Annotated in this window: 14 protein-coding genes; all 14 read left to right on the forward strand. The window is 33.8% G+C overall.

The window, feature by feature from the left end; genetic code table 11:
- The first annotated feature begins 192 nt into the window (after positions 1-192).
- The 14 genes from SOJ_RS13685 (at position 193) to veg (ending at position 11,728) form a co-directional block, all read left to right on the forward strand.
- Positions 193-1,536, forward strand: coding sequence for a lysine decarboxylase (locus SOJ_RS13685; protein WP_002508724.1), 1,344 nt, complete (start codon positions 193-195; stop codon positions 1,534-1,536).
- Position 1,537: 1 nt separating this feature from the next.
- The gene (gene tmk, locus SOJ_RS13690; protein ID WP_002508725.1) at positions 1,538-2,155 is read left to right on the forward strand and encodes a dTMP kinase; all 618 of its coding nucleotides are present in this window, start codon (positions 1,538-1,540) and stop codon (positions 2,153-2,155) included.
- Positions 2,156-2,181: 26 nt separating this feature from the next.
- Positions 2,182-2,511: a cyclic-di-AMP receptor gene (locus SOJ_RS13695; RefSeq protein WP_002508726.1), complete on the forward strand. Its 330-nt coding sequence runs from the start codon at positions 2,182-2,184 to the stop codon at positions 2,509-2,511.
- A gap of 136 nt (positions 2,512-2,647) precedes the next feature.
- Positions 2,648-3,574, forward strand: a complete 927-nt coding sequence (locus tag SOJ_RS13700) for a DNA polymerase III subunit delta' C-terminal domain-containing protein (RefSeq protein WP_002508727.1) — start codon at positions 2,648-2,650, stop codon at positions 3,572-3,574.
- A gap of 2 nt (positions 3,575-3,576) precedes the next feature.
- Complete coding sequence (locus SOJ_RS13705; RefSeq protein ID WP_002508728.1) at positions 3,577-4,380, forward strand: PSP1 domain-containing protein; 804 nt, start codon at positions 3,577-3,579, stop codon at positions 4,378-4,380.
- Positions 4,381-4,395: 15 nt separating this feature from the next.
- Positions 4,396-4,737 carry a DNA replication initiation control protein YabA gene (gene yabA, locus SOJ_RS13710; protein WP_002508729.1) on the forward strand — a complete coding sequence of 114 codons (342 nt, stop codon included), beginning with the start codon at positions 4,396-4,398 and terminating at the stop codon, positions 4,735-4,737.
- Positions 4,738-4,857: 120 nt separating this feature from the next.
- Positions 4,858-5,583 (forward strand): tRNA1(Val) (adenine(37)-N6)-methyltransferase, encoded by a 726-nt coding sequence (locus SOJ_RS13715; RefSeq protein ID WP_002512535.1) that lies wholly within the window; start codon positions 4,858-4,860, stop codon positions 5,581-5,583.
- A complete protein-coding gene (locus SOJ_RS13720; protein ID WP_002508731.1) occupies positions 5,576-5,824 on the forward strand; it encodes a GIY-YIG nuclease family protein in 249 nt (82 codons plus the stop codon). The genes SOJ_RS13715 and SOJ_RS13720 overlap by 8 nt, the downstream gene beginning before the upstream one ends.
- Before the next feature lie 3 nt (positions 5,825-5,827).
- On the forward strand, positions 5,828-6,670 hold the full coding sequence (rsmI, locus tag SOJ_RS13725) for a 16S rRNA (cytidine(1402)-2'-O)-methyltransferase (protein ID WP_002508732.1): 843 nt from the start codon (positions 5,828-5,830) through the stop codon (positions 6,668-6,670).
- A 329-nt stretch (positions 6,671-6,999) separates the two neighbouring features.
- The gene (gene metG, locus SOJ_RS13730) at positions 7,000-8,985 is read left to right on the forward strand and encodes a methionine--tRNA ligase (RefSeq protein WP_002508733.1); all 1,986 of its coding nucleotides are present in this window, start codon (positions 7,000-7,002) and stop codon (positions 8,983-8,985) included.
- Positions 8,986-9,010: 25 nt separating this feature from the next.
- Positions 9,011-9,784 carry a TatD family hydrolase gene (locus tag SOJ_RS13735; RefSeq protein WP_002508734.1) on the forward strand — a complete coding sequence of 258 codons (774 nt, stop codon included), beginning with the start codon at positions 9,011-9,013 and terminating at the stop codon, positions 9,782-9,784.
- 138 nt (positions 9,785-9,922) lie between these two features.
- Positions 9,923-10,471 carry a ribonuclease M5 gene (gene rnmV / locus SOJ_RS13740; RefSeq protein WP_002508735.1) on the forward strand — a complete coding sequence of 183 codons (549 nt, stop codon included), beginning with the start codon at positions 9,923-9,925 and terminating at the stop codon, positions 10,469-10,471.
- 3 nt (positions 10,472-10,474) lie between these two features.
- Positions 10,475-11,365 carry a 16S rRNA (adenine(1518)-N(6)/adenine(1519)-N(6))-dimethyltransferase RsmA gene (gene rsmA, locus SOJ_RS13745; RefSeq protein ID WP_002508736.1) on the forward strand — a complete coding sequence of 297 codons (891 nt, stop codon included), beginning with the start codon at positions 10,475-10,477 and terminating at the stop codon, positions 11,363-11,365.
- Positions 11,366-11,464: 99 nt separating this feature from the next.
- Positions 11,465-11,728, forward strand: coding sequence for a biofilm formation stimulator Veg (gene veg, locus SOJ_RS13750; RefSeq protein ID WP_002508737.1), 264 nt, complete (start codon positions 11,465-11,467; stop codon positions 11,726-11,728).
- The last annotated feature ends 3 nt before the right edge of the window (positions 11,729-11,731 follow it).

The raw sequence follows: 11,731 nt of genomic DNA on the forward strand, positions 1-11,731 counted from the left end.
ACCTAGAAAGGTCTCTTTTTTTATGCGTGAGAAAATTAGTGAAGCCTGTTTAAAGACAAAGTCTTTTATATGCAGTACATTTGGAAATAGAGGCAGGCATGGACAAATACATCTCCTACTGCCTATATGTTAAAATATAATGAACTATGAGATATGAGAGTTGAAATTACTGCTTGAAAAGCGAGGATGCATATGACATTACCATTAACTAATAAACTTAAAAATATACTAAATAGAAATTCGATTTCGATGCATGTACCTGGACATAAAAACATGACAATTGGTTATTTAGAGCAACTAAATTTTAAAATGGATATGACTGAGATTACAGAATTAGATGATTTGCATCATCCTGAAGAAGTGATAGCAGAAAGTATGGAAGGTATAAAGAAACATCCTGATTATGATGCGTATTATTTAGTCAATGGGACTACATCTGGTATTTTATCAGTAATCCAAGGGTTTTCAGGGCAACATGGACATTATTCTATAGTTCGAAATGCACATAAATCTGTATTTCATGCTTTGGATTTAACATCAGAACAGTGTCAATTATTGCAAATGACAATGAGCAAAAAAACGAACCAATATTTAGGGCCGAATTTGGATACATTGCTTTCTCAAATAGAACAAACTAAATTAGCAATTCTTACATATCCTAATTATTATGGTGAGTGTTTTGATGTATCTAATGCTATCAAAGATCTAAAGGAGCACAATATACCTGTATTAATAGATGAAGCACATGGTGCCCATTTTGATTTGGAAGGTTTTCCCAATTCTACTTTAAATATGGGAGCGGATTACGTGGTGCAATCGTATCATAAATCATTACCATCACTAACAATGAGTTCTATTATATTTATTCATAAGAATGCACCGAGAAGAGAAAAGGTTATTAAATATTTGTCCTATTTTCAATCTTCAAGCCCGTCCTATTTATTGATGATGAGTTTGGAATTAGCACATCAATTTTATAAAGATTATAACAGTAAACTCTTTTTTGAAAAAAGAGACCAATTAATTCAAGCGTTAAAAGAAATTGGCGCTGAAGTCGTTAAGGTTGAAGATCCACTGAAATTGAATATACGTTGTAATGGTTATACTGGTTTTCAATTACAAAAGTATTTTGAAACTAAAGATATTTACGTTGAACTTGCTGATGAACATCAGGTATTGTTCGTTTTGCCTTTATGGCATAAGGGGGATACCTATCCATTTGATTTATTAATAGAAAGAATACGACAAATTGAGTTGGAAGTGAGACACACACAAACGCTTAATCAGTCAGCGTTTAGGACTGAAGAAGGTACATACCAAGCGGGTGATATAGTTGATACAAAAAGTATCGATATTAGTCATGCTGGATCTAAAGTTTTAGCAACAAATATCGTTCCATATCCTCCTGGCATTCCCGTTATGTTTAAAGGAGAAAAAATTACAGAAAATATGATAGAATTAATGAATTATTGGTATGATAATAATATAAGAGTAGAAGGAATTAAAAATTATAAAATAGAAATTAAGGATGAATAAAATGTCAGCTTTTATAACTTTTGAGGGCCCAGAAGGTTCAGGTAAAACTACAGTCATTCAACAAGTGGCAGAAAGGTTAGAAACAGAGTATGATGTTGTACTCACTAGAGAACCTGGTGGTGTTAAAACTGGAGAGCAAATACGTGAAGTATTACTTGAAGGCGACGATATGGATGAGCGCACAGAAGCCTTATTATTTGCGGGCTCAAGACGTGAACATCTTGTTGGTAAAGTTATACCATCATTAGATGAGGGCAAGATAGTATTATGTGATCGTTATATAGATAGTTCATTAGCTTATCAAGGTTATGCACGGGGTATAGGAATAGAAGAAGTGAAATCTATTAATGAATTTGCTATTAATGGTTTATATCCAGATAGAACCATTTACCTTGATGTGAGCGTAGAGGTAGGTCGTGACCGTATACAAAAAAATCAGCGAAATCAGAATCGTTTAGATCAAGAAGATGTAATATTTCATGAAAAAGTAGTTGAAGGTTATAAGAAAATTATTCATAATGAGTCTAAACGTTTTATTGTGATTGATGCAAATCGAAGTATAGAAGAAGTAGTAAATGCGACGTATGAATCTATCAACAAATACTTAGAAAAATTGTGATATAATATTTGGAAGAGGTGTTTAGTATGAAAATGATTATAGCAATTGTACAAGATCAGGATAGTCAAGAACTGTCGGACAAACTTGTTAAACATAATTTTAGAGCAACAAAACTTGCAACCACTGGTGGATTTTTAAGAGCTGGGAATACTACGTTCTTATCTGGTGTTGAAGATGATCGCGTGGATGAGATGTTGAAAGTTATCAATGATACTTGTGGTAACAGAGAGCAGCTTGTATCACCTATTACACCGATGGGTGGTAGTGCAGATTCTTATATACCGTATCCGGTTGAAGTAGAAGTTGGAGGAGCAACGGTATTTGTAATGCCTGTTGAAACTTTCCATCAATTCTAAAATCATGGTTGCTTAATATAGTAGCCTCTCAAATTACATTTTAGCTAAAAAGATGTGCCTATGGTAATCTTTTGGAATGTTTTTTGTAGAGTAACTATATATAAGCAGCCTTTTTATATAAAGGAGTAACTTTATAATGGACGAACGAGAAAGACTGACGAAAGCCTATCAATCAAATAAATTGTCACATGCTTATTTATTTGAGGGTGATGATGGTCAGACAATGCAACAAGTCGCTATTGATTTTACGAAGCTGATTTTATGTGATCAAGACAATCAATGTCAGTTAAAGGTAGAAACATTTAATCATCCTGATTTTATGTATATATCCTCTGAAGAGAATACAATAAAGAAAGATCAAATAGAACAGTTATTACATCATATGAATCAATTACCAATAGAAGGTGACTATAAAGTATATATTATTGAATCCTTTGAAAAGTTAACCATTCAAGGTGAAAATAGCATTTTGAAATTTTTAGAGGAACCTCCTGAAAATACTATCGCCATCTTATTAACTACGAAGCCTGAACAAATTTTAGACACAATCCATTCGAGATGTCAGCATGTTTATTTTAAACCTATTAATAAAGCTAATTTTATAAATAGATTAGTAGAACGTGATATTTCTCGTCCAGTAGCTGAATTATTAAGTACATATACTACGCAAATTGAAACGGCAGTTACGCTAAACGAAGAAGCAGATTTAATGGCGCTACGTAAAAGTGTCATTAAATGGTGCCAATTACTTTTAACAAATCGACCTATGGCATTGATTGCTATTGTCGATTTATTGAAACAGGCTAAAAATAGAAGGCTACAAATGGTCACATTAGCTGCAGTTAATGGTTTCTTTCAAGATGTTATGCATGCTAAAGTAGGGATGACTGATGATATGATATATCAAGATTTACAAGTCGATGTACAAGAATATACGAAAAAACTAACATATAATCAAATTATTTTGATGTATGATCAAATAACAGAAGCACATAAAAAGTTGAATCAAAATGTGAATCCAACTTTAGTGTTTGAGCAAATCGTAATAAAAGGGGTGAATTAGTTATGCAAAATGTAGTAGGTATTGATTTTCAAAAATCAGGGAAAATGGAATATTATTCGCCTCAACACTTTAATTTAACTGTAGGAGACTGGGTAGTTGTAGAGTCTAAAAGAGGGTTAGAGATGGGTCGTGTAAAATACGAACCTTTAAATGTTGCGGATCAAGATGTAACACTACCATTAAAAGAAATTGTACGTATTGCAACTGAAGAAGATTTAATCAGATATGAACAAAATGAGCAAGCTGCAAAAGAAGCTTTGCAATTGTGTAAAGATACAATACAGCAACAACAATTAGAAATGCGTTTGGTTAACTGTGAATTCACATTAGATAAATCAAAAGTAATATTTAATTTTACTTCAGATGAACGAGTTGATTTTAGAAAACTCGTAAAAGTCTTGGCACAGAAGTTAAAAACACGTATTGAATTAAGACAGATAGGTGTTAGAGACGAAGCAAAATTATTGGGTGGCATTGGGCCATGTGGACGTTCTTTATGTTGTTCAACATTTTTAGGTGATTTTGAACCAGTATCTATAAAAATGGCTAAGGATCAAAACTTATCTTTAAATCCAACTAAAATTTCGGGAGCCTGTGGACGTTTGATGTGTTGTCTCAAGTATGAAAATGATTATTATGAAGAGGCACGTGCACAATTACCTGATGTTGGTGATCCGATTGAAACACCAGAAGGTAACGGTAAAGTGATAGGGTTAAATATTTTAGACATTTCCATGCAAATTAAAGTGGAAGGCCTAGAGCAACCACTTGAATATAAGATGGAAGAATTAGAAACGTTTAATTAGGAGGCCGTTACAACATTGAATCGAAGCGAGATATTTGAAAAGTTAGCACATTTAGAAGAAAATATTAATCAAATCAACGGTGATATGGTTAATTTGAAAAATCTTACTGTCGAACTCATAGAAGAAAATGTAGCCTTACAAATAGAGAATGAAAATCTGAAAACTTTAATAGATAAAGAAGAAAAACCTAAAAAAATAGAAAGCGGTCATAAAGCACAATATAAGCGACCACTTCGCAGTAAAGATAATTTAGCAATGCTTTATAAAGAGGGTTTTCATATTTGTAATGGTGAGTTATTCGGAAAACATAGAAAAGGTGACGACTGTTTATTTTGTTTAGAAGTGCTGAGTGAATAATTAAAGAACGAAATTGCCTATAAAACAATATGGATGAAATGTGATTGAGGATGAGATGTAGCGATAGGCTTGGTTATTAAGCATCGCAGTCTCGTCTTTTTTTTGGAGGATATAATGAATATGCATATGGAAAATGAAAGGTTAGATTTTTTAATTAAAGAAAAACTAGAAATTATTCAAAATGATGATGTGTTTTCTTTTTCAACAGATGCTTTACTACTTGCACATTTCACAAAAGTAAAAAAACAAGATACGATTATGGATTTGTGTTCGGGTAATGGTGTGATACCTTTATTACTTTCTGATAAAGGACAGCAAGCTATAGATGGAATCGAAATACAGCAACAACTTGTAGATATGGCACAACGTAGTATCGTACATAACCATTTAGAAAATAGAATACAGATGCATCATATGGATTTGAAAGAGGCGCACAAACAGTTTAGTCCTGCAAAATATAGCCTTATTACTTGTAATCCGCCTTATTTTAAAGCGAATCAAGCGTTCCAACATCAGAAGGAAGCACATAAGATCGCACGACATGAGATCATGTGTACACTAGAGGATTGTTGTTTTGCAGCCAGACATTTACTGAAACAAGGCGGACGTTTTGTGATGGTACATCGAGCAGAACGTCTTATGGATGTCTTAACCTATATGAGAGCATACCAGATTGAACCCAAGAAACTTCATTTCATCTATAGTAAGCAGGGTAAAGTGGCGCAAACAATTGTTGTTGAAGGTAGAAAAGGCGGTAATCAAGGGCTAGACATTCAAACACCATTTTACATATATAATAATGATGGAACGTATACTAAAGAAATGAGAGAAATATATTATGGATAAACATTATATATACATTGTTAAGTGTAAAGATGGAAGTTTATATACTGGTTATGCAAAAGACATAGAAAAAAGGGTAGAAAAGCATAATAAAGGACAAGGCGCCAAATATACTAAAATAAGACGTCCGGTAGAGTTAGTTTATCAAGAAATGTTTGATACGAAGTCAGAAGCTTTAAAACGAGAATACGAAATAAAAACCTATTCTAGGCAACAAAAATTAGTATTAATAAGCGAGGGATAACTCATGGCGACATTATATTTAGTAGGAACACCTATAGGAAATTTAGCAGATATTACATATAGAGCTGTAGACATTTTAAGATCGGTGGATTTGATTGCTTGTGAAGATACAAGAGTGACTAAAAAGTTATGTGCACATTATGATATACAAGCACCCCTGAAGTCCTATCATGATCACAATAAGGAACAACAAACGGATTACCTAATAGAACAACTGCAGCAGGATGTTAGCATCGCACTTGTATCAGATGCAGGATTGCCATTGATTAGCGATCCCGGTTACGAGCTTGTCGTGGCAGCGAGGGCAAGTGAAATCAGAGTTGAAACGGTGCCAGGCCCTAATGCTGGATTGACGGCACTGATGGCGAGTGGGTTACCATCATTTACTTATACATTTTTAGGGTTTTTGCCACGAAAAGAAAAGCAAAAATTAGATATTTTAGAGCAACGGATGTTTGAAGATAGTACACTGATTATTTATGAGTCCCCACATCGTGTGAAGGAGACGTTGAAAACAATTCAAAAAGTAGATGAAACGCGAAAAGTTTCACTAGGTAGAGAATTAACTAAAAAGTTTGAGCAAATTGTCACAGGAGAAGTTGGAGAATTACTAAACCAACTTAATGAAAATCGTATTCCAACTAAGGGTGAATTTGTCATAGTCATCGAAGGTGCAATAGCTGAAGAAGATACGTCGTGGTTTGAAGATATGTCGATACAAGCACATGTGGATTATTATATAAACGAAAATATGAAACCTAAAGCTGCAATTAAACAAGTTGCTGAAATGCGTCATATGAAGACTGGCGAAGTTTATGATATTTATCATGAGGTTTCCAATAATTAATCCAGGTTGGATTGATAATTCTTAAGATAAAGCTTCTAAGGTAAAGTGAAGAACTTTCATAGGATGAAATCACGTTTAATCAAGAAAAATGAGTTGAAAAACTCCCATAACACGCGTGATTTATGGTAATGTAGACAAGATAGAGATTATTAATCATATTAAAATTTCAGAAGAATTAAGTCATGAAAAGTTCGATATGAATAGTAATCTAATCATATCATTATAAAAGTGGCTAAATTAGAAAATGAAATATAAAACATACATCTGTTTCATTGAGGGAAAAATGAATTTAGATATATTTAAAGCGTAGGAAACGAGGAGGAACATTGATGGCGAAAGAAACATTTTATATCACTACACCAATATATTATCCAAGTGGGAATTTACATATCGGTCACGCATATACAACAACAGCTGGTGATGTAATCGCACGTTATAAAAGAATGCAAGGCTATGATGTTCGATATTTAACAGGTACGGATGAACATGGTCAAAAAATACAGGAAAAAGCACAAAAAGCTGGGAAATCTGAATTAGAATATTTGGATGAAATGATTGCTGGAATTAAAGATTTATGGAATAAATTAGAAATCTCAAACGATGATTTTATTCGTACAACAGAAGCGCGACATAAAGAAGTGGTGCAACAAATATTTGAACGTTTATTAAAGCAAGAGGATATTTATCTTGGCGAATATGAAGGTTGGTATTCTGTACCAGATGAAACTTATTATACTGAGACGCAATTAGTGGATCCGGTATTTGAAAATGGTGAAATCGTTGGCGGTAAAAGTCCAGACTCTGGTCACGAAGTAGAATTAGTTAAAGAGGAAAGTTATTTCTTCAATTTATCTAAATATACAGACCGTTTATTAGAATTTTACGATGAAAACCCTGATTTTATTCAACCACCTTCACGTAAAAATGAAATGATTAACAATTTCATCAAACCAGGATTAGAAGATTTAGCAGTTTCACGTACGTCATTCGATTGGGGTATTCATGTGAAATCAAATCCTAAACACGTCGTTTACGTGTGGATTGATGCGCTTGTGAACTATATTTCTTCACTAGGTTACTTATCAGATGATGATAGCTTATTCAAAAAATATTGGCCAGCAGATATTCATATCATGGCGAAGGAAATTGTGCGTTTCCACTCAATTATCTGGCCAATCTTGTTGATGGCATTAGATGTTCCACTTCCTAAGAAAGTCTTTGCGCATGGCTGGATACTTATGAAAGATGGCAAAATGAGTAAATCTAAAGGTAACGTGGTCGATCCTAATGTACTTATAGATCGTTATGGTCTAGATGCTACGCGTTATTATTTAATGCGCGAATTACCATTTGGTTCAGATGGTGTCTTCACGCCTGAAGGTTTTGTTGAACGTACAAATTATGATTTAGCAAATGACTTAGGTAATTTAGTGAATCGTACAATTTCTATGGTCAATAAATATTTTGATGGCGAATTACCAGCATATCAAGGTCCAAAACACGAGTTGGATGAAGATATGGAACAAATGGCGATAGACACAGTGAATACATTCCATGAAAATATGGACGATTTACAATTCTCAGTAGCACTTTCAACGGTTTGGAAGTTAATCAGCCGTACTAATAAATATATTGACGAAACATCGCCGTGGGTATTAGCTAAAGATGAAAATCAAAAAGACATGCTAAGTAATGTAATGGCGCATTTAGTAGAAAACATTCGCATTGTAGCAGTGTTATTAAGACCATTCCTTACGCACGCACCAAAACAAATTTTTGAACAGTTGAATATTAATTCACCTGAATTATATGAATTTGATAGCGTGAAACAATATGGTGCCTTAACTGCGCCAATCGTTGTTAGTGATAAACCACAACCAATCTTCCCGCGTTTAGATAGTGATGCAGAAATCGATTATATTAAACAATCTATGCAGCCAGAAAAAGCGGCAGAAGTTTCAGAAGAAACTGAAGAAGAAGTACCTAGTAAGTCGCCAATCGATATCAAAGATTTTGATAAAGTAGAAATTAAAGCTGCTACGATTACAGATGCTGAGCAAGTTAAAAAATCTGATAAATTATTGAAAATCCAAGTTGATTTAGATAGTGAACACCGTCAAATCGTCTCTGGTATTGCAAAATACTATCAACCAGAAGATATTATAGGTAAAAAAGTTGCAGTTGTAACAAATTTAAAACCTGCTAAATTGATGGGTAGAAAATCAGAAGGTATGATTTTATCTGCTGAAAAAGATGGTGTACTGACACTTGTAAGTTTACCAAGCGCAATTCCAAATGGTGCAATAATTAAGTAATCACAAATTAAGGGAGCGGTATAACATGCTTATTGATACACATGTTCATTTAAATGCAGAACAATATGATGAAGATTTAGAAGCGGTCATTGAACGTGCAAGAGACAACGGTGTAGATCGAATGTTTGTTGTTGGATTTGATACACCAACAGTCGAACGTACGATGGAACTGATTGACCAATACGAATTTATCTATGGCATTATTGGATGGCACCCTGTAGATGCGGTTGATTGCACAGAAGAACGGTTAGAATGGATAGAAAAGCTTGCAGAACACCCTAAAGTGATTGGCATAGGTGAGACGGGATTAGATTATCATTGGGACAAGTCGCCGAAAGATGTACAACAAGCATTATTTAGAAAACAAATCGCATTGGCTAAACGCGTCAATTTACCAATTATTATTCACAATAGGGAAGCAACGCAAGATTGTATAGATATTCTTAAAGAGGAACATGCGGAAGAAATTGGTGGTATCATGCACAGTTTCAGCGCTTCTCCTGAAATTGCGGATGATGTAATTAATAAATTGAATTTCTATGTATCTTTAGGTGGTCCAGTCACTTTTAAAAATGCGAAACAACCTAAAGAAGTAGCAAAGCATGTTCCATTTGATCGATTATTAGTTGAAACGGATGCACCATTCTTATCACCACATCCTTATAGAGGCAAAAGAAATGAACCTGTTCGTGTGACATTGGTTGCAGAACAAATTGCTGAATTACGCGGTGTGAGCTATGAGGAAGTATGCAAGCAAACAACTGAAAATGCAGAACAATTGTTTAAATTAAAAGGATAGACACATTACAAAAAAGGTATCGGTCTGAAATAGGGCTTAGTTCATAGAGTAAATGCTAAGTAGTAACCATTATTTGCGACGATACCTTTTTTATTTTTATCTAAAATCGAATTAAAGAGATGAAAGGTGTAACAATAAATGAAGATTAACGAATTTATTGTAGTAGAAGGTAGAGACGATACGGAACGCGTTAAAAGAGCGGTAGAATGTGATACGATTGAAACAAATGGGAGTGCGATTAACGAGCAAACGCTAAGTGTTATAGCACAAGCATTTGAAACAAGAGGTGTCATTGTATTAACAGATCCTGATTTCCCGGGTGATAAAATACGTAATACAATTCAAAAACATGTACCAGGCGTTAAACACGCATATATCGATAGAGAAAAAGCCAAAAGTAAACGAGGCAAGATTGGTGTAGAACATGCACAACTTGAAGATATTAAAGATGCCTTAATAAATGTGAGTACACCATTCGAAGAAGGACACGAAACAATAAGTAAATCAGTGTTAATTGATTTAGGATTAATAATTGGGAAAGATGCACGCAAAAAAAGAGAAATAATTGGACGTAAGCTACATATAGGACATTCTAACGGCAAACAATTAATAAATAAGCTCAATGCGTTTGGCTATACTGAAGAAGATGTTAGGAATGCATTAAGTGATAATGAAGGAAGTGAATGATAAGTGGATATTAAAGATGTTGCAACACCATCGCGTACAAAAGCATTGCTCAATCAATATGGTTTTAATTTCAAAAAAAGTTTAGGACAAAACTTCTTGATTGACGTTAACATTATACAAAAAATTATCGATGCCAGCGACATAGGTGAAAATACAGGTATTATAGAAATAGGGCCTGGTATGGGTTCGCTCACGGAACAATTAGCTAAAAACGCAAAGAAAGTTGTTGCATTTGAAATTGATCAACGTTTGATACCAGTGTTGAAAGATACAATGGGACCTTATGATAACGTGGAAATTATAAATAAAGATATATTAAAAGCTGATATTGCACATTATGTTACAGAGCATTTAGCAGATTGTGACAATATCATGGTGGTCGCTAACTTACCATATTATATTACAACACCGATATTATTGAATCTAATGCAACAAACTTTACCTATCGATGGCTACGTAGTTATGATGCAGAAAGAAGTCGGTGAAAGATTGAATGCACAAGTAGGTACAAAAGCTTATGGATCACTTTCAATAGTTACCCAATATTATACTGAAACCAGTAAAGTGTTAACAGTGCCGAAGACTGTCTTCTTGCCACCGCCAAATGTAGATTCAATTGTTGTAAAATTGATGAAGCGTCAGACACCGGAAGTAGATATAGATAACGAAGATAAATTTTTCAAAATGACAAAAGCTGCATTTAGCCAAAGACGAAAAACAATTAGCAATAACTATCAAAGTTTGTTTGTAGATGGTAAAGCGAACAAAGAAATTATTAAAAAATGGTTAGAAACAAGTGGTATAGATCCAAGAAGACGTGGAGAAACGCTTTCAATAAAAGAATTTGCAAAATTATACAATGAATTGAAAAATTTCACAGAATTAGCATTTTAAATTATTGACAAGCTTGAGTTACATTGCTAAAATTGATGTTTTGTTTGACAAAAGCGCGCTATTTGTGTTATTATACAACTTGTAGCGAGGTGGAGCAATATGCCAAAATCTATTGGAGACATCAAAAATTCACTTGATTGTCAATTAGGAAACCGAATCGTACTTAAAGCGAATGGTGGTCGTAAGAAAACAATTGAGCGTAGTGGTGTGTTAAAAGAAACGTACCCTTCTGTTTTCATTGTTGAGCTAGATCAAGAAATTTACAACTTTGAGCGTGTATCTTATACATACGCTGACGTTTTAACTGAAAACGTACAAGTTTCTTTTGAAGATGATAATCAGCAAGAAGCAATTGCACACTAAATA

Origin of the sequence: Staphylococcus sp. OJ82, from assembly GCF_000294465.1 — a bacterium.
In the GTDB taxonomy this organism is placed as follows: Bacteria; Bacillota; Bacilli; order Staphylococcales; family Staphylococcaceae; genus Staphylococcus; species Staphylococcus equorum.

What these genes read in the sequence shown, in the direction of transcription:
- SOJ_RS13700 (WP_002508727.1), top strand. Translation starts at nt 2,648, where the DNA reads ATGGACGAACGAGAAAGACTGACGAAAGCCTATCAATCAAATAAATTG.
- rsmI (WP_002508732.1), top strand. Translation starts at nt 5,828, where the DNA reads ATGGCGACATTATATTTAGTAGGAACACCTATAGGAAATTTAGCAGAT.
- veg (WP_002508737.1), top strand. Translation starts at nt 11,465, where the DNA reads ATGCCAAAATCTATTGGAGACATCAAAAATTCACTTGATTGTCAATTA.
- SOJ_RS13735 (WP_002508734.1), top strand. Translation starts at nt 9,011, where the DNA reads ATGCTTATTGATACACATGTTCATTTAAATGCAGAACAATATGATGAA.
- metG (WP_002508733.1), top strand. Translation starts at nt 7,000, where the DNA reads ATGGCGAAAGAAACATTTTATATCACTACACCAATATATTATCCAAGT.
- SOJ_RS13705 (WP_002508728.1), top strand. Translation starts at nt 3,577, where the DNA reads ATGCAAAATGTAGTAGGTATTGATTTTCAAAAATCAGGGAAAATGGAA.
- SOJ_RS13685 (WP_002508724.1), top strand. Translation starts at nt 193, where the DNA reads ATGACATTACCATTAACTAATAAACTTAAAAATATACTAAATAGAAAT.
- tmk (WP_002508725.1), top strand. Translation starts at nt 1,538, where the DNA reads ATGTCAGCTTTTATAACTTTTGAGGGCCCAGAAGGTTCAGGTAAAACT.
- rnmV (WP_002508735.1), top strand. Translation starts at nt 9,923, where the DNA reads ATGAAGATTAACGAATTTATTGTAGTAGAAGGTAGAGACGATACGGAA.
- SOJ_RS13695 (WP_002508726.1), top strand. Translation starts at nt 2,182, where the DNA reads ATGAAAATGATTATAGCAATTGTACAAGATCAGGATAGTCAAGAACTG.
- SOJ_RS13720 (WP_002508731.1), top strand. Translation starts at nt 5,576, where the DNA reads ATGGATAAACATTATATATACATTGTTAAGTGTAAAGATGGAAGTTTA.
- SOJ_RS13715 (WP_002512535.1), top strand. Translation starts at nt 4,858, where the DNA reads ATGCATATGGAAAATGAAAGGTTAGATTTTTTAATTAAAGAAAAACTA.